Origin of the sequence: Nostoc sp. MS1 (assembly GCF_019976755.1) — a bacterium.
Taxonomy (GTDB): Bacteria; Cyanobacteriota; Cyanobacteriia; order Cyanobacteriales; family Nostocaceae; genus Trichormus.
Genome location: NZ_AP023441.1, coordinates 4392559 through 4411520 on the forward strand (window position 1 = coordinate 4392559; position 18962 = coordinate 4411520).

Consider the following 18962-nt stretch of genomic DNA (forward strand, 5'->3'; position numbering starts at 1 on the left):
ATTAAATCAAAGACAGATAATTAAAATAAGAATATTACATCAAAATGAGAACTCATGAGTCAGGCAAATTCAGCTAAAAGTAAAAAAAGAGAAACAACAGAAGGAATTACAAAAGTTTCAGTCAGCCGCTATAAGTCTATTTATGAAGAGTGTAGTTTAGCAGTACGTCCATTAACGATTCTTGCAGGTGCTAATAGTTCTGGGAAATCAAGTATTATGCAGCCGCTACTGTTGCTTAAACAAACTCTAGAAGCCACTTATGATCCTGGATCTCTCCTACTGAATGGACCAAATGTTCAGTTCACTTCTACAAAACAATTACTATCTAAATTTCCTGGGAAAGAACGTAATAATAGTTTTAGTATTCAAGTTAATTTATCTGAGCAAAACTTTTTTAGAGATACATTTAAACAGCAACCCAGAAAAGGAATTGAACTGATCGAAATGGCATATAATCTTGATCAAGATAAAGCAATATTAACGCCTGAGATGGATCTGGAAGATATTATTAGAGCCTTGCCTGAACATCTTAAAATATTGCGTACAACGTTATTAGGAGATATAGAATCTACAACAGAATGGAATGTGAAACGGAATCGATGTTTTTTAGGTTTTGAAATATCTCGTAAATCCTCAAAAGATAAGTTAGCAGGAACATCACTTGTTTCTGTTAGTCCTGGTAATATATTCCAAACACATATTCGAAAAATTATTCATGTTCCAGGACTACGAGGAAACCCAGAACGTACTTATAAGACTACAGCTATAGGTAAAGAATTTTCTGGAACTTTTGAAAATTATGTTGCTAGTGTGGTCAATAACTGGCAAATAACTGAAGTTTCACATCTTAAAGATTTGGGTAATGCACTTGAGACCCTTGGTTTAACTTATGCAGTCGAGGCAAAAAAACTTGATGATACACAGGTTGAGTTGAGAGTTGGTCGCCTTCCGCGCCGTTCCAAAACTAGAGCAAATGACATGGTAAACATTGCTGATGTTGGCTTTGGAGTTTCCCAGACTTTACCTGTATTAGTCGCATTACTGGTAGCAGAACCAGGACAATTAGTATATCTTGAACAACCGGAAATACACTTACACCCCCGCGCTCAGGTTGCTATGGCGGAAATTTTAGCTAATGCTGCAAAGCGGGGTGTGAAAGTAGTCGTAGAAACACATAGCGATAGGTTAATTTTAGCAATTCAATCTTTAGTGGCTGAAGGCAATTTATCGCCAGATTTAGTTAAATTACACTGGTTTACACGCCAAGAAGATGGTATAACAAGAGTCAATAGTGCTGACTTAGATGAAACTGGTGCTTTTGGAGATTGGCCAGAAGATTTTGGTGATGTATCTCTACAATTAGAAAACCGTTATTTAAGTGCTGCGGAAGCTCGGTTAATTCAAGGTATACATGGCGGATAAAATAAGTAAGCGTCTTGTTATAGATGCTTCTGTGGCTCGTTCGGTTGGGGGTGAAGAATCTACTTATCCAACTTCAGTACATTGTCGAGAATTTTTGATAGCTGTTTTAAATATTTGTCATAAAATTGTCATGACAGACGATATAAAAGATGAATGGAATAGGCATAAATCGGCTTTCTCGCGTAGATGGCTTATAGAAATGTATTCAAAGAAAAAGGTTCATTATTTGAATATATCAATAGATACTAATTTATGGAAACAAATAGAAAGTATAGCTGCCAGTATCAGCAATAAAAGAATAGAAGAAATGACGAAAGATTTATGCTTAATCGAAGCAGCAAACGCTACAGATAGAATTGTCGTATCATTAGATGACAATACTGCTAGAAAATATTTTAGCGAGGCATCGGCTAAAATAGATGAACTAAAAAATATTGTTTGGGTAAATCCAGATAAAGTAGAGGCAGAACAGCCGATTGCATGGTTACAAAATGGCGCAGCAGCAGATAGCGATCGCCTGCTAGTAAACTATCAAAACAAACGTATGGGTTGACCCAGTGTGTTAACCTATGTGCTAGCCTAGTATGGCTAACCAAATTCCGCACATCTGGGGATTCGGGTGTTTTCCTGTGGGGAAATACGCCCAGGTGGAGGTTTAACCCGAATAGGAGTTACAAAATATATGCCAGTTGTTTCATTGGCTCAGATGATGGAGTCTGGGGTTCACTTTGGGCATCAAACCCGACGCTGGAACCCGAAAATGTCTCCTTACATTTACACCTCTCGCAATGGTGTACACATCATTGACTTGGTGCAAACAGCCCAGTTGATGGATGAAGCTTATAACTATATGCGATCGCAAGCCGAGCAAGGGAAGAAGTTTCTCTTTGTCGGGACAAAACGTCAAGCAGCAGGCATTATCGCTCAAGAAGCTGCTCGTTGCGGTTCTCACTACATTAACCAGCGCTGGTTGGGAGGAATGCTCACTAACTGGGCAACCATTAAAACCAGAGTGGACCGCCTCAAAGACTTAGAGCGTCGTGAAGAAAGTGGCGCTTTAGACTTACTGCCGAAAAAAGAAGCATCCATGCTCCGGCGGGAACTGGCAAAACTACAAAAATACTTGGGCGGCATTAAAACAATGCGGAAAGTTCCCGATGTTGTGGTAATTGTAGACCAACGCCGGGAATACAACGCAGTTCAAGAATGCCAAAAACTGAGCATCCCTATTGTATCCATGTTGGATACAAACTGTGACCCAGATGTAGTAGATATACCCATTCCAGCAAATGACGACGCTATCAGATCAATCAAATTGATCGTTGGTAAATTGGCAGATGCTATTTACGAAGGTCGTCACGGTCAACTGGATGCAGAAGAAGAGTACGACGATTACGAAGGCGCTGAGGAAGAATACGATTACGATGAAAGTGATTACACTGATTCGTTAATTCCCGACGAAGAAGAGGAAGAAGAATAATCCAAAGAAAGAGGATGAAGGATGATGTTGCAAGTTAAAACTTCACATTTTATCCTTCAGACTTAAAATTACATCCCTTTTTCTTCCCCAGCCCTGAGTAAGATAGAAATACTCAACACAGTTGCGTAGTTCTGAGTGCTGAGTACGATCTCAAAAGAAATTTTAGGAAGAATGAGCAAAAAATTGTTGATTTTTTCCCAAATGATTAAGAGTAATAAGTAAATACTTTTAAATTATTTACTTATTACTCAGCACGCGCTAAACGCGCCGCTACCGTAACACAACTCAGCACTTTAATTACTCAGCACTGTTTTATCAAGGTAAAGTTAGGAATTGAGGCAACATGGCGGAAATATCTGCAAAACTCGTCCAAGAGCTACGCCAAAAAACTGGTGCTGGCATGATGGACTGCAAAAAAGCGCTGAAAGAAACTGAAGGTAACGTTGAAGAAGCCATTGATTGGCTACGGAAAAAAGGCATTGCCTCTGCGGGTAAAAAAAGCGATCGCATTGCGGCAGAAGGTTTAGTAGATACCTACATTCAGCCTAGTGGTAAAGTAGGTGTACTGATTGAAGTTAACTGCCAAACAGATTTCGTCGCCCGTAACGATGCGTTCAAAAATCTCGTTAAGAAACTAGCTCAACAAGCCGCGACAGCTGATAGTGTTGAGTCATTGCTAGGACAATCTTATATTGAAGATACTAGCCTTACCGTAGATGAAGCTATTAAGCAAGCGATAGCTAACTTAGGTGAAAACATCCAAGTAAGACGCTTTATCAATTTTGATTTAGCAAATCAGTCAGGAGTAGTAGACAGCTACATCCACACCGGCGGTAGAGTTGGTGTGTTAGTCGAAGTCAACTCTAAATCTGATGCTGCGGCTGCTAACGAAGAAGTACAAAACTTGGCAAAAAATGCAGCCATGCAGGTTGCAGCTTGTCCCAACGTTGAGTATGTTAACGTAAACCAAATCCCGGCTGAAGTTGTCCAGAAAGAAAAGGACATCGAATCAGGTAAAGAAGATTTGGCGAATAAGCCAGAAAACATCAGAGAAAAAATAGTTCAAGGCCGGATCGAAAAACGCCTCAAAGAACTAACTCTGGTAGATCAGCCCTACATTCGTGACCAAAGTATTTCTGTCGAAGACTTGATCAAGCAAGTTAAGGCGAAAGTCGGCGAAGACATCGAAGTAAAACGCTTCGTGCGCTACATCCTTGGTGAAGGTATCGAGAAGCAAGAAAGCAACTTTGCTGATGAAGTCGCCGCTCAGATGGGTGTGAAGTAATTAATTGGTCATTAGTCATTAGTCCATAGTCATTAGTCAACAGTCAACAGACTAGATATGGTGGACTATAAACTTTAGTCAACAGTCAGCAGTGATTTGACTATGGACTATGGACTTTTGACTTTTGACTTTTGACTCTTATTAAGCAGGTCAAGCAGTTTGCGTGACCTGTATTTTATTTATCAGCTATATTAAACTTTTTCGGTAATTATTTTAGAATAAAAGCGTACATTTGTACCATAAATAGGTTCAGGTGGACAAATAGAAAATATGGGTAGACCAATAGAGCGAATTGAGCAGGATATTGTAGTTTTGCAGGAAGCGATAAAAGCGATCGCCTCAGAACTCCACAGCGCTTATGCTGGTTATTTAGGGGTTTTAGGTCAAGCACTAGGCAAGCAGTTAATTCTGGCAAGTTATCATCTTTGTACCCAAGGCTACCCGGAAAATTTCTTGAAGTTGTCCCTAAATCAACGGCAGCAATTACAACAAGGTATCCGTAAATTAGGTAAACAAGGGGCGGAATTGTTGTTGGCTCAGTTGGTGATTCAGGGAGATGAGGGAGATGAGGGAGATGAGGGGGATGAGGGAGATGAGGGGGATGAGGGAGATGAGGGGGATGGGGGAGATGAGGAGGTAACTTCTGTGGCTCCGGCTTCTCAGGTTTATGTGCTGGATACTTCCAACCCTGTAGAACTGGCAAAGTGGCAAAAGCGTGTGGAAGAAGAAACACAACGGACGTTGAGAAAGGTTTCTCACGAAGCCAATATTTTGCTGCAAAAAGCCGATATCCTACCCCAAAAATTACCAGAACCTATTTTAGAAGCGGCGGCGGCGGCATCTGAAGCATCGGCGGAAATGATGCCAGGGCCGCCTAACCTCCTTAGCTTGGTAATTGAAATTGAAAATGAGCAGGATGAGGAGGAATCTAGCCTCACACAAATTACGACAATTAATTTAAGGTTAGGGGAAATAGAATTTGCTGACCCTGCTCTTTCTTCCAGCCGTAGCCAAATTCGCCATGTTTTAGGCAAACTTAATCAACTAGGACGAGAGTATCAAAAAAAGCAAAGGGAACGCTCAATTGCCGAAGCTGAAGCCGCATGGCGTTCTAGTTGGTATGAGGATTAGTCAATAGTCCAAAGTCCACAGTCCAAAGCTGTGTTGACTATTGACTATTGACTATTGACTATTGACCAATGACCAATGACCAATGACCAATGACCAATGACCAATGACCAATGACTAATGACCAACCCGATTGGATAAGATTGCATAAAGCCTTGGCAGTAGAAGCAGACAACGGCTTTACTGACTTGCTGGGTAAACAGTACCGCTTCAGTGAATTTCTCAGCCTTACTTTTGGGAAATTCCCGACTGTTTTACCTGCAATTGAACGTCGTCGTTGGCAAGAGTTAGCACTTAAATTTGCTGACTATCCAAATTTAGGTCAGAAAGAAAGGCAACACCTGATAGCGGAAACTCGTAGGTATCTTTACCAATTGCAAAAGGAGCAGGAAGAACCGCAGGAGGAACAGAAGAGGAGTTATAAACCTAAAATTCCTAATGCTACGCCAGTTGTGGCGGAAGTGAGCCGGAGACTAGCTCCGAAAATTGACCAAAAACTGAGTGATTTACCAGAAATAGGGATTCGCAAGGCTGATAAGTTGGCGGCTTTGCGGTTGTATACGGTGCGGGATTTGCTTTTTTACTATCCCCGTGACCACATTGACTATGCGCGTCAGGTGAATATCCGTGAGTTGCAAGCGGGTGAGACGGTGACTATAGTAGCTACGGTCAAAAAATGTAATTGTTTTACTAGTCCGAAGAATCAAAAATTAACGATTCTGGAATTAACTCTTAGAGATAATACAGGACAAATTACAGCAAGTCGTTTTTGGGCGGGTGCGCGGTTTGCTAGTCGTGGCTGGCAAGAAAGTTTAAAGCGTCGTTATCCAGTCGGTAGTGTGTTGGCGGCGTGCGGTTTAGTTAAAGGTAGTAAGTATGGCCGCTTATCACTGGATAATCCAGAATTGGAGGTTTTAGGGAACCCTGGCGACACAATCGAATCTTTAACTATTGGGCGAGTAGTGCCAATTTATGCACTTACTGAAGGGGTAATGGCAAGTTTGGTGAGACAGGCTGTATTAGCAGCTTTACCTGCGGCTGTTCATTTGAAAGACCCATTACCTAAAGGTTTGCGGGAAAAGTATAATTTGATGGAATTGAAGGATGCGATCGCTAACATCCATTTTCCTGATGAAAGTGCTACCCTACAAGCGGCTCGTCGTCGCCTCGTCTTTGATGAATTTTTCTATTTGCAATTAGGTTTACTACAACGTCAGCAGCAAGCCAAAGCTATTCAAACCAGTGCTATCCTCGCTCCCAAGGGTCAGTTAATTGAAAATTTCTACGAAATACTACCCTTTCAACTCACTGGCGCACAGCAACGAGTGCTTAACGATATCCTCAACGACTTGCAAAAAACCACAGCAATGAATCGTTTGGTACAAGGTGATGTGGGTTCTGGTAAAACAGTCGTGGCAGTGGTAGCAATTTTAGCAGCAATTCAATCTGGCTACCAAGCCGCACTCATGGCTCCGACAGAAGTTTTAGCCGAACAGCATTACCGTAAGTTAGTTAGCTGGTTTAATCTATTACATCTACCTGTAGAATTGCTCACAGGTTCCACCAAAACCGCCAAACGCCGACAAATACATGCCCAGTTAGAAACGGGTGAATTACCTTTGTTGGTGGGAACTCACGCCTTAATTCAAGATCCAGTAAATTTCCAACGCTTGGGTTTAGTCGTCATTGATGAACAGCACCGCTTTGGGGTAAAACAACGGGCGTTGTTGCAGCAAAAAGGCGAACAACCCCATGTTTTAACTATGACAGCTACACCCATTCCCCGGACGCTGGCGTTAACCATACACGGGGATATGGATGTGAGTCAAATTGATGAGTTACCACCAGGAAGGCAAAAGATTCAAACCACATTGTTAAGTGGCCAGCAACGTTCTCAGGCTTATGACCTCATCCGCCGGGAAATTGCCCAAGGTAGACAAACTTATGTAGTGTTGCCCTTGGTGGAAGAATCTGAGAAACTAGATTTGCGATCGGCTGTAGAAGAACATCAAAAGTTACAAGAGAGTGTTTTTCCAGAGTTTAAGGTGGGGTTACTCCACGGTCGGATGACTTCGGCTGATAAAGACGAAGCTATCACCAAGTTCCGCGATAATGAAACACAAATTCTCGTATCTACAACCGTTGTCGAGGTAGGCGTAGACGTTCCCAACGCTACAGTTATGTTAATCGAAAATGCGGAACGGTTTGGTTTATCGCAGCTCCACCAATTGCGGGGGCGTGTGGGTCGTGGTGCAGCACAATCTTACTGTTTATTAATGAGTAGTTCTAGAAGTCCTGATGCACAACAACGTTTAAAGGTATTGGAACAGTCCCAAGATGGTTTTTTCATCTCCGAGATGGATATGCGTTTTCGCGGCCCCGGTGAGGTATTGGGAACCAGACAATCGGGTGTGCCTGATTTTACCTTAGCTAGTTTGGTTGAAGATGAAGAAATTTTATTACTAGCAAGGCAAGCAGCCGAGAAAGTGATAGAGATAGATGTAACTTTAGAGCGTTGGCCTTTGATGAAAGCAGAGTTGCAATATCGCTATGAACGTTTGATGGGTGGAGCGATTTTAACTTAATATTGGGTTCATTTTTAAATAAATAAATCTTTAATACTGTTGTTGTGTCTGTATAGTTGTAAATAATTACAGTTGGCAAAAATCTCTGTAATTATGAAAATTTTAGGCTCTTGCATTTACGTTAAACTAAGAAGTTTTAATTTTTACTTGTAACTCATTGGAGGTATCTATACAATTAAGGGCGATCGCATGGATAATTTTTTTGTTATTTATCAGCTAAAATTAATATTTTGTCTAGCTGCTTGTGTAAATGTAATATTGCTAATATTTTTGTGTAACATCCTGTGGCGCTACAAAATTAAAAATCAGCAGGATGAAGAAAGATTTAATGAACAAGCAGCAATTTTAGATGTTGTTAATGATGCAGTTTTAGTAATCGATATTCACCAGCAAATTACTTTTTGGAATAAAGGCGCAGAACTTTTGTATGGCTGGAAGTCTGAAGATATATTAGCAAAGAATATTACAGAACTTTGGTATGAACAAAATTCAACGCAATTACAAATAGCAATATCAACTGTTATCAATCAAGGTGAGTGGGAAGGAGAGTTACATCAACTAAATAAAAATAGTGATGAACTCATTGTTTTTAGTCGTTGGGTTTTACTTAGAGATGAGAAGAATCAACCAAAATCCATTGCAATTGTAAATACACAAGTTGTAACCAAGAAACCATCGCCAGCACAATTATTGCGATCACAACGCCTCGAAAGTATTGGTACACTGGCAAGTGGTATTGCCCACGACCTCAATAATATCCTTTCTCCAATTTTAATGGCGGTGCAGCTTTTGCAGATGAAATCTCAAGATGTACAAATGCAAAAGGTGCTAAATACTTTAGAAAGCAATGTTAAACGTGGTGCAAACTTACTCAAGCAAGTTTTATCTTTTGCACGAGGTATTGAAGGTAAAAAAACAATTGTTCAAGTCAGACAGTTAATACTAGAAATCGAGCAAATTGTCCAGCAAACATTTCCTAAATCAATTATTTGTCAGATAAACATTCCTGAAAATCTATGGTATGTCTTAGGAGATGTAACCCAATTACATCAAATATTGATGAATCTGGTAATTAATGCTCGTGATGCTATGCCTCATGGTGGAATTTTAAAAATAAATGCTGATAATGTCGTGCTATCTCCTCAAGGTGGAAACTATATTTCTATCTGTATAGAAGATACTGGTTCAGGCATACCTGCGAAAATTCAAAAGCAAATTTTTGAACCATTCTTTTCTACAAAAGATGTAGGTAAAGGCACAGGCTTAGGGCTATCTACAGCAATGAGTATTATTGATAATCATGGTGGTTTTATTAATGTACAGAGTGAAGCAGGCAAAGGTAGTAAATTTCAAGTTTATTTACCTGCTATCGTATCTAATAGCCAACCAGTGAATTGTGTAGAGATAGAATTAGCTATAGGTAATGAGGAATTAATTCTCGTTGTAGATGATGAGGCTATTATCCGTGAGATGACTAAATTATCTCTAGAGGCATATAACTATAAAGTATTAACTGCCAGTGATGGTAAAGAAGCTTTATCAATTTATACTCAGTATCAAGAGCAAATTAGTGTAGTGCTACTAGATATGATGATGCCATTAATGGATGGAGCGATCGCTATCCACAAATTACAAAAAATTAATCCGCAAATCAAAATTATTGCCATGAGTGGGCTATTATCTCAACCAGATGAGAGTGCGATTGCTAACATGGGAATAAAGGCATTTTTATCTAAACCCTGCACAACCAAAGAGTTAATGCAAGCAATTAATGCCGTCCATACTGATAATTAATAGTAAATTTATACAATCTTCCTGAAGAGATAGATTTTTTTTCTGAGTGCATTTGTTAATATTATTGAAATTTTTATATAAAATTAACACTATGGCTTTATATGCAGAATTGCATAGACATCTGGGTGGTTCCGTCGTTCCCCGTGTCTTATGGCGTTATTTTGAACGACACTCATCAGAATTAATTTCCCGTTTTGCTGAGTATCCAGAGTTTGAAGACTTTTACACCCGTCCCCGCAATACTTTAGATGAGTATCTAGAACTACATACCCTTGTAGAAAAAGTGCAAACTGTAGATACCCTACCCTACTTTATTTATCGTCTGGTACGTGGTGCTTACATTTTTGAAAATTTAGCTTATCTGGAACTACGCTACACCCCATACTTACGCACACCAGAACACCTGAGTCAGTCCGAAAGAATTGACAAGATGGCAGAAATTGTCAAAGTCGTAGGGGAAGCTAGTAGTCAGCCAGAATACCCAATTGTTACTAGCCAAATTTTGTGTATGCACACACGCCTACCCTATGAGGTAAATAAGGCAATTGTTGATTTGGCAGTACAAAACAGAAACTATGTTTGTGGGATAGATGTAGCTGGGGGTGATAGCCATTACGCCGATCACATGGAAGAATGGATTAGCTTATTTGAGTATGCGCGATCGCAAAACATCAACACCACTGGTCACTTCTATGAAACTCCGGCTGGATGTTACGCCGAACTGTTACCCTACCTCATGCGAATTGGTCACGGTATCCAAATTCCCCTATTGTACCCAGAGTTACTACCAGAGGTAGCTAGGCGCGGTCAGTGTTTGGAGGTTTGCCCCACAACCTATATCAAAACTGGCACTTTACAAAACATTCGCCAACTCAAGTTAGTCTTTGACCGATGTTTTGATGCTGGAGTAGATATCGCCATCTGTACTGATAACGCTGGTTTACACAATGTCCGTTTGCCCTTTGAGTACGAAAACCTTCTGACTTACGACATTATTAACTTTAAACAGCTACAAGCTTGCCAGGATGCTGCTTTCCGCCATGCCTTTGCTTGGCCTTACGCTCAACGTCCTGCATCTTTATTAACTGGGTTGCTACAGCCAGAAACAAACAACGTTTTGGCGAATGAGAAGTTAGGCGCTAGAGGTTAAACCAATTTTGGATTTTGGATTTTGCGGAAAGTTCTGTAGGCGGGTTTCCCGCCGTAGGAAACTTTTCAAGACGGATTTTGGATTGAAAGCTGGATTATTCCTCTTGTGGGGTGGGCATCTTGCCCGCCCATTTTTATTCAAAACCGCGCAATATCTAAATCTGTAGCAGATTGGCGATCGCCTGCGGCATTGGCAACACAATAATTATCAATAAAGCGATCGCTAATAAACCTAAAATGTCACGTTTGGTATCCAATTCCGTCACATCATTCAAAGCTGGTTCATCAACTAAAGGAATAAATAATAAAATAATCGCCCAGACAAAAAATTCAGATTGAACTAACGAAAGTAATAACAACAACAGCCGGGCAATTTGACCAATAAACATAGCTGTTCTTTGTCCGAACATAGCATGGACAATATGTCCACCATCTAATTGACCCACAGGCATCAGATTTAAAGCTGTGACAATTAATCCTAAAAAACCAGCCACGGCAACAGGATGTAAATCAATGGCTGATTTTGCAGTTAGCGCACTTCCTAAAGCTAACTTAGCCAGCAACGACACCAAAATTGAGTATTGAGGATTTAAAGCATCAGGATTTAGTAACCCTGTTCTGTCAGTTAAGGGAACTACATCCGAATGTGCCAAACCCCAAATAATTAAGGGTAATGTGGCAATAAATCCAGCTAGAGGCCCGGCAATACCCACATCAAATAAAGCCTTGCGGTTGGGGATGGGGCTTTTCATTTGAATGAATGCGCCAAAAGTTCCTAAGAAAAAAGGGATAGGAATAAAATAGGGCAGCGTCGAACGGATTTTGTAGAACCTAGCCGTTAAATAATGCCCCATTTCATGGATACCCAAAATAGTCATTAATGCCAAAGCATAGGGTAATCCCTGGAAAAATATTCTTGGGTTAGTTTGTACTTGTGTGAGGTTAACACCAGCAATTTTTACACCTACCAAGGTAGTAGTAATTAAGGTCGCAGCTAACAGTAATAAAGCCAAACCTGGGCGTGTCAACTGTTCAGATTGTTTGTTTCTAGCTTTAGCAGCTTGTGTGTTAGGAACCAATACAAAAAATGGTTTACCGTTAAAACCTTCTTGAAAGATGAGTAAGAAGCGATCGCCAAATTGGGCTTCAATATTGTCTCTAATCTGCTGGTAAGCTTGTGTAGGTGAAGTCCGCAACTGTCCTCGGCAAATCACAGCTTGGGGTCTATACTCAATATTCTGGACGTAGTATATAGACCAGGGAAAACAGTTGCGTAGTTGGGTTTCTTCCGTTGGTTCAATGGGACGCACAGGCACTGATTCTACGGTAGGATTAATAGCCGATTGTGATGCTGGGGTCTGGGTTGCAGTTTGCGTATCCTTGGGCGTTTGCCGTCCCCACTGAAACAATACCCAGTATAACATAAGACAGACAATTGATGGCCAAAATATCAGTGATGGCGGCGGCGGTTGTTTTACCCCGTAAATCAATGTCCATCCAGTTAACACTAGTGCAGGTGTCATCAACACCAGCCATAACAGCCAGATAGGGGTTTTGGTGATGTTAGCAACACTGCGCTGCACCATCAAGTAAGTAGCAATTCCCAATAGGAGGAGAAACCAAAATGTCATGTTTTCTTCAGTATTTTTGAAAAATGTTCTGCCAGGAGTGTTGACAGTAAAGCCATCACTAAAAGCAGACCTGCAACCCCAGATTTTTAGATCACATTTTGTGTGTCAGTTTTTTAATTGTCTATTAGCAATGACGACTTCAAGAGTTAATAGTGTTTCCCTATCGAAAGCCACCGACTACTGACCACTGACCACTGACCACTACGTTTAGTTTTTCTTATGTGTCCCTTACCTCAACAGCCTAGCCATACAACTAAGTCACCACGGGATGTTTTAGACAGTATTTTTGCCTTTTCACCAAATCGGGACACATTGGGGGCAACCTCTTATTTCATTGTAGGAAATGAAGGGAATATCCTCATAGATTGCCCTGCGTTAGATCAAGCAAATTTAGATTTTTTGCGATCGCACGGCGGCGTGAAATGGTTACTCCTCACCCATCGCGGCGCTATTGGTAAAACCGCAGAACTTCAACAAAATTTAAGCTGTGAAATTCTCATCCAAGAACAAGAAGCCTACCTACTACCAGGCTTAACTGTTACTACTTTTACTCAAGAACTCACCATCACACCCACAGCCAAAGTCATCTGGACACCAGGACATTCCCCTGGTTCCTCTTGCTTGTACTATAACAATTTGGGTGGTGTATTATTTTCTGGTCGCCATTTACTTCTCAATCAACAAGGCGAACCAGTTCCCTTAAGAACAGCTAAAACCTTTCACTGGCCAAGACAAATCAACAGTCTCAAAACAATCATCCAAACCTTTACCCCAGAAACCCTCAACTACCTCTGTCCTGGTGCTAACACTGGCTTCCTCAGAGGTAAACGCTTCATCGACCAAGCCTATCAACGCCTCGCCGCCTTGAATTTGCAGGCTTTGTTAGAGACACAGGCGATTTTGTAGGGAGAAAATTGACAGTGGACAGTTGACAGGTTAAGTTCACTGTCCACTGTCCACTGTCCATTGTCCACTTCCTACTCCCTACTCCCCAACTTAGCCACAACAGCATTATTACTCAACGCATCCAAAGCAGCTTGATATTGCAAATCTGTTTCGGTGGAGATTTCGTCGCGGGTGAGTATTTGTTGGGTGACAACTGTATCTGGTTTGATGCCTAATTTGTTGATATCGCGGTGGTTGGGTGTTTCGTACTTAGCAATGGTTACAGCTAAACCAGCACCATCAGATAACTCAAATAAGGATTGAATTAAACCTTTGCCAAAGGTAGTTTCACCTACTAATGTGGCGCGGCCATTATCTTGGAGTGCGCCGGCAAGAATTTCGCTGGCACTGGCGGTTCCTTGATTGACTAAAATTACGAGTGGGTCGTCTGTCAAAGCTGGGCCAAAGGCTTCAAAGCTACCTTGAATACCTTGGCGATTGACAGTGTATACAATAGTACCTGAGTCTAGCCACAGCCGGGCAATTTCGACACCAGCTTGGAGTAAGCCACCGGGATTGTTTCGCAAATCTAAGATGTAGGCAGCAGCACCTTTTTTCTCTAAACTAGAAATAGCGTGTGCCAATTCCATAGAGGCGTTAGCATTAAATTGAGTCAGGCGTAGATAGCCGAAAGGCGTGCCTTGGGGGGATGAGCGTAATTCTGCCACAACAGGGTTAAGAGCGATGCGATCGCGCGTCACCCTTACTTCCTTTTCGCCTTCGCCGTCGCGTTCAATCAACAGCGTGACTAAACTACCAATGGGGCCGCGCATTCTGGCGGCTGCTTCGTCGAGTGTCAAATCTGTAGTAGAAATGCCTTCAATTTTGACAATGCGATCGCGTGGTCTAATTCCCGCTTTCTCGGCTGGCGAACCCGCAATAGGCGCAACTACTTCTAACTTGCCACTTTGGGCGTTGAGAGCAATTTGTAAGCCAACTCCTGTCAGTTCTCCAGATGTGTTCACCTGTAAACTGTGATATTGCTCAGGGTCTAAAAACCTAGTAAAAGGATCATCTAAGGTCTTGAGCATATTTTGAATAGCGCCATAAGCAGCTTTTTGGTCTGAGATCGGCTTTTCCAATACCTTTTGTCTCACAGCCGCCCAATTTTGATGATTAAACGTGTCATCCAGATAAGTGCGATTGACAATTCGCCACACTTCCGAAACCAGTTTTTGTTCATCCGTCAATGCTGCGGCTGGTTGAGCAAATATTCCTACCGCCAAACTCAAAGCTACTAATAACGAAAATCCTAACCGAAAAACCTGTTTTTGCATGAACCCCATTTTCAGTTTTACCTCAAGCCAAATTGCCTAGAAGAATTACCTAGTTGCCCGATCATTGATGAAATCTATCTCTCGACTATGTTACTTTTTTTATAGAAGTGGTGCATTATTCTCATCAAGTCTTTATGGCAGCTGATATTAGTGCATCCCCTCCACCAAAAGGTTTATGATCTACTTTGTACCCACCAATCGGGTCGGCTTGCAAAGAGAACGCAATATATTCCATATTTACAGAGTGTTAAGTTTGTGAAAACTCTTAGCATTCTGCAAGAGTGAAAAACAAACAAAAAAACCTCCTCTTAAAAGAAAATCCCAAAATTGCCAATTGGGAGATTGAATCAACCGCAACCGATTTTAGGAACTTGAGATTGTATGGCCAACGTTTACGACTGGTTTGAGGAACGCTTGGAAATTCAGGCAATTGCCGAAGATGTGACAAGCAAATATGTACCTCCCCATGTCAACATCTTCTACTGCTTGGGTGGCATTACCCTAGTTTGCTTTTTGATCCAGTTCGCTACTGGATTCGCTATGACGTTCTACTACAAGCCAACAGTTGCTGAAGCATATTCCTCGGTAGAGTACATCATGAACGAGGTTAACTTCGGTTGGCTAATTCGCTCCGTTCATCGCTGGTCTGCCAGCATGATGGTGCTGATGATGATTCTGCACGTCTTCCGCGTTTACCTGACTGGTGGTTTTAAAAAGCCCCGCGAATTGACCTGGGTTAGTGGTGTTATCCTCGCTGTAATCACCGTTTCTTTTGGTGTTACAGGCTATTCTCTACCTTGGGATCAAGTCGGTTACTGGGCTGTGAAAATCGTTAGTGGTGTACCAGAAGCGATTCCCGTAGTCGGTGTACTTATCTCCGACTTGCTGCGTGGTGGTTCCAGCGTCGGTCAAGCAACCCTGACCCGCTACTACAGCGCCCACACTTTTGTTTTACCTTGGTTAATTGCGGTATTCATGCTGTTCCACTTCTTGATGATCCGCAAACAAGGTATTTCCGGCCCCTTGTAATCCAGCATTTAGTTTTTAGTTAGGAGTGCTGAGTGCTGAGTAGTGAGTGCTGGGTGCTGAGTATTGAGTGTTGGCTTGAAAGACTGGACAAAGTATTTAGCACATCAGCCAACAACCTAGAAGTACTAACTCATAACTCAGGACGGGCTGAACGCCATGCTTTTGCTAACATAACTCAGGACTCATAACTCAGCACTATAATTCACTAGTATCTGACAACTAAAAGTTGCAAACAACCTAAAGGCTTTAACTGAATTTTAAGCAGGAGAGCGCATTTAAACATGGCTACACTAAAAAAACCTGATCTGAGCGATCCTAATTTAAGAGCCAAACTCGCCAAAGGTATGGGTCACAATTACTATGGTGAACCAGCTTGGCCCAACGACTTGCTGTATATATTCCCAGTTGTAATCATGGGTTCCTTTGCTTGTATTGTGGCTCTAGCCGTACTAGACCCCGCAATGACAGGCGAACCAGCTAATCCTTTCGCCACACCATTGGAAATTTTACCTGAGTGGTACTTGTACCCAGTATTCCAAATTTTGCGATCGCTTCCTAACAAATTGTTGGGAGTATTAGCAATGGCTGCCGTACCCTTGGGACTAATTCTCGTTCCTTTTATTGAGAACGTCAACAAGTTCCAAAACCCCTTCCGTCGCCCAGTTGCTACCACAGTGTTCTTGTTTGGAACCTTGGTAACTCTGTGGTTAGGAATTGGTGCTGCGTTACCTTTGGACAAATCTTTGACCTTGGGCTTATTCTAAGCTAATAACTTAGAAGTTTCTTGACACCTGTAGGTTTCAGGGGCGCATATCATATTTAAAGATATGCGCTCTTGAAGACACAAAACAGGTGTCAATTTTAGTGATATGGTACAGTCAACAGTTAAAGATTTTGACTATAGACTATGGACTAATGACTAATGACTAAATTAATTTTGGACACAAAAAATTATCCAAAATCTAAAATAGACTGAAGATCATAGATTACATAAATTCTTACTCATAGTTACATTAAACTTACGGTCAATGCTTGGCATCATGCAGCACGACCAACTAACAATTAAGAGCGAACTGAAGCTCCTTAACCTAGTACAGCAATGGTTTGAGGACTTTTCCTTAAAATACCTGTCTCAACTCGGCTGGACAGAATCGCAACTTTATCGCCTCAACTTAGCACTGGCGGAAGGCTTTACCAATGCAGTCCGCCACGCTCATCGTAGCTTACCACCAGAGACAACCATAGAAATTGAGGTTAGTCTATGGATTAACAAAATAGAACTGAGAATTTGGGATCATGGTAAACCTTTTGATCCGAATGCGATCGCCGAACCAGAGCCGGGTACATTACAAGTGGGTGGTTATGGCTGGTTTCTCCTGCGACGCTTGGCTGACCGTGTGGTATACGAGCGTGAAGATGGGCGAAATTGTCTAGTAATAGTTAAGCATCTCAAAGAAGGACAGCATTAAGGAAGGAGTGGGGAGTGATGAGTGCTGTTAGCGGTAGCGGCGCGTTTAGCGCGTACTGAGTGGGAGTAGAGAGTTCTTTCTGAGTTATAAATCTCCCTTATCTCCCATTTGGTGAATCTCGACTGCGCAGTAGTTGAGTACAGCCGAAACTCAACTACCGAGTATCTGAATCACATTCCCCCTCCTGCGTTCTCCTTTAAACCTTAGTGCGGTCGGTCAAAATCTCATAACCTGTTTCGGTTACTAAAACTGTGTGTTCAAACTGTGCTGATAGAGAATTATCTACAGTTACAGCCGTCCAGCGATCGGATAAAGTTCTAGTATGTTTAGAACCTGCATTTAAAATTGGTTCAATTGCTAACGTCATTCCCGCACGTAGCTTTACATTAGGCATTTCTCTTGTGCGGTAGTTAAATACAGACGGTTCTTCGTGGAGGTTACGTCCTACACCGTGTCCTGTAAATTCTTCTACCACAGTAAAGCCATTTACCTTTACATGATCTTCGATCGCTCCAGCCAAATCAAGTAGATATGCGCCAGCTTTGACTTGTTCAATCCCTTTATACAAAGCCTCTTCAGCTACACAAATCAGTTTAGCGGCTTGTGGAGTTACCTCACCAACAGCAATAGTAATGCAGGAATCACCATGAAAGCCCTGAAAATATGCACCTGTATCTACTTTTAATACATCCCCAGCCCGAATCACTTTCTTAGGGCTGGGAATACCATGTACAACTTCATTATTAATACTGGAGCAAATAGAACCAGTAAAACCGTGATAACCTTTAAAGCTTGGGGTTGCACCCATTTCGCGGATACGCTTTTCTGCGTAAGCATCCAAGTCAGCAGTAGTCATTCCTGGTTTTACCAACTCAGAAATTTCCTTGAGTACAGTGGCGACAATTTTTCCTGACTGTCGCATAATCTCAATTTCGCGCGGAGACTTAATTTCAATCCCCCGGCGTTGTTTCTTTACAGGTGTTGGCTTAGGTGTTTGAGAAAGCAAGTTGGTGAGAATGTTCATGGGAAATCAGTAATTACTTGTGCCTTGCCGCTAAAATTGCAGGTTATATCTAAATCAATTGAGAAATAATATCTATTATTTACGTTAACTTATTTTTGTTGTACGTTACGTAATTAGGAATTGTTGACCCTTCGGCTACGCTCAGGGTTAACTGTTGACTCTGGACTAATGACTAATGACTAATGAACAACAATTTCTCCAGTCATCCCTGCTTCAGTATGCCCTGGTATGGGACAGCGTAAGCCGTATTTTCCAGGTTTTAGGGCTACGAACACCCATTCAGCTTCAGCACCAGGCTTCAGTTCTAGTTCATGAATTGCCCCTTTAATTTCTACTTTGCCAGCTTCGAGTTTTTGCGTCCAAATTCCATCAGCGAAGTCTTTGGCTGTAAAATAATGTTTTAATTGGCTGGGGTTGTTGAGGCGTAGCAGGTAGCGTTTACCTGTTATAAATTCCAAGTTATTTGGCTCAAACTTGAGTTCGTTAGCTGCGTTACCTAAAGAAACTTTAATTTCTGTAACTGGTTGTTTGAGCAAATCACTAGATTCCTTTACCGCTAATGCAGTATTTGCATTGGTTAACAAAAAACATAGCAGTAAGCAATATAGTACACAAGTTTGACGAAGGATAGGCGATCGCAGTGAAATAATGAGGTTGATAACTTCGTTAACTTTATTAAATAAGCAGATCATTATTACCGTATTCCTCAATTAGAGTATTTAGCAAGAATTTGGCAACATCTCA

At 41.5% G+C, this 18962-nt stretch carries 16 protein-coding genes; 12 read left to right on the forward strand and 4 right to left on the reverse strand.

Going from position 1 to position 18962, the window contains the following annotated elements; all coding sequences use genetic code 11:
- Positions 1–54: 54 nt before the first annotated feature.
- From NSMS1_RS19045 to NSMS1_RS19080, 8 genes are all read left to right on the forward strand, one after another.
- Positions 55–1422 (forward strand): AAA family ATPase, encoded by a 1368-nt coding sequence (locus tag NSMS1_RS19045; RefSeq protein WP_224086340.1) that lies wholly within the window; start codon positions 55–57, stop codon positions 1420–1422.
- Positions 1412–1975: a hypothetical protein gene (locus tag NSMS1_RS19050; protein ID WP_224086341.1), complete on the forward strand. Its 564-nt coding sequence runs from the start codon at positions 1412–1414 to the stop codon at positions 1973–1975. Before NSMS1_RS19045 ends, NSMS1_RS19050 begins: the two co-directional genes overlap by 11 nt.
- A gap of 129 nt (positions 1976–2104) precedes the next feature.
- Positions 2105–2902, forward strand: coding sequence for a 30S ribosomal protein S2 (gene rpsB, locus NSMS1_RS19055; protein WP_224086342.1), 798 nt, complete (start codon positions 2105–2107; stop codon positions 2900–2902).
- Positions 2903–3245: 343 nt separating this feature from the next.
- Positions 3246–4187, forward strand: coding sequence for a translation elongation factor Ts (gene tsf, locus NSMS1_RS19060; protein WP_224086343.1), 942 nt, complete (start codon positions 3246–3248; stop codon positions 4185–4187).
- 270 nt (positions 4188–4457) lie between these two features.
- Positions 4458–5318: a hypothetical protein gene (locus NSMS1_RS19065; RefSeq protein WP_224086344.1), complete on the forward strand. Its 861-nt coding sequence runs from the start codon at positions 4458–4460 to the stop codon at positions 5316–5318.
- Between the two features lie 110 nt (positions 5319–5428).
- The gene (recG, locus tag NSMS1_RS19070) at positions 5429–7900 is read left to right on the forward strand and encodes an ATP-dependent DNA helicase RecG (protein ID WP_224086345.1); all 2472 of its coding nucleotides are present in this window, start codon (positions 5429–5431) and stop codon (positions 7898–7900) included.
- Between the two features lie 189 nt (positions 7901–8089).
- Complete coding sequence (locus NSMS1_RS19075) at positions 8090–9694, forward strand: ATP-binding protein (protein WP_224086346.1); 1605 nt, start codon at positions 8090–8092, stop codon at positions 9692–9694.
- Between the two features lie 91 nt (positions 9695–9785).
- A complete protein-coding gene (locus NSMS1_RS19080; protein ID WP_224086347.1) occupies positions 9786–10844 on the forward strand; it encodes an adenosine deaminase in 1059 nt (352 codons plus the stop codon).
- A 154-nt stretch (positions 10845–10998) separates the two neighbouring features.
- On the opposite strand, the gene NSMS1_RS19085 is transcribed toward NSMS1_RS19080, so the two are convergent.
- Positions 10999–12474, reverse strand: a complete 1476-nt coding sequence (locus tag NSMS1_RS19085) for a site-2 protease family protein (protein WP_224086348.1) — start codon at positions 12472–12474, stop codon at positions 10999–11001.
- A gap of 219 nt (positions 12475–12693) precedes the next feature.
- Here NSMS1_RS19085 and NSMS1_RS19090 point away from each other — a divergent pair, with 219 nt between their 5' ends.
- Positions 12694–13380, forward strand: coding sequence for an MBL fold metallo-hydrolase (locus tag NSMS1_RS19090; protein ID WP_224086349.1), 687 nt, complete (start codon positions 12694–12696; stop codon positions 13378–13380).
- A 71-nt stretch (positions 13381–13451) separates the two neighbouring features.
- On the opposite strand, the gene ctpA is transcribed toward NSMS1_RS19090, so the two are convergent.
- A complete protein-coding gene (ctpA, locus tag NSMS1_RS19095) occupies positions 13452–14705 on the reverse strand; it encodes a carboxyl-terminal processing protease CtpA (protein WP_224086350.1) in 1254 nt (417 codons plus the stop codon).
- Between the two features lie 372 nt (positions 14706–15077).
- On the opposite strand from ctpA, the gene petB reads away from it, so the two are divergent.
- From petB to NSMS1_RS19110, 3 genes are all read left to right on the forward strand, one after another.
- Positions 15078–15725, forward strand: coding sequence for a cytochrome b6 (petB, locus tag NSMS1_RS19100; protein WP_224086351.1), 648 nt, complete (start codon positions 15078–15080; stop codon positions 15723–15725).
- A 281-nt stretch (positions 15726–16006) separates the two neighbouring features.
- Positions 16007–16489 carry a cytochrome b6-f complex subunit IV gene (gene petD, locus NSMS1_RS19105; RefSeq protein ID WP_224086352.1) on the forward strand — a complete coding sequence of 161 codons (483 nt, stop codon included), beginning with the start codon at positions 16007–16009 and terminating at the stop codon, positions 16487–16489.
- 264 nt (positions 16490–16753) lie between these two features.
- Positions 16754–17194, forward strand: a complete 441-nt coding sequence (locus NSMS1_RS19110) for an ATP-binding protein (RefSeq protein ID WP_224086353.1) — start codon at positions 16754–16756, stop codon at positions 17192–17194.
- Positions 17195–17390: 196 nt separating this feature from the next.
- Here NSMS1_RS19110 and map read toward each other — a convergent pair whose 3' ends face one another.
- The gene (gene map / locus NSMS1_RS19115; RefSeq protein ID WP_224086354.1) at positions 17391–18218 is read right to left on the reverse strand and encodes a type I methionyl aminopeptidase; all 828 of its coding nucleotides are present in this window, start codon (positions 18216–18218) and stop codon (positions 17391–17393) included.
- A 179-nt stretch (positions 18219–18397) separates the two neighbouring features.
- Positions 18398–18910 (reverse strand): plastocyanin/azurin family copper-binding protein, encoded by a 513-nt coding sequence (locus NSMS1_RS19120; protein WP_224086355.1) that lies wholly within the window; start codon positions 18908–18910, stop codon positions 18398–18400.
- Between the last annotated feature and the right edge of the window lie 52 nt (positions 18911–18962).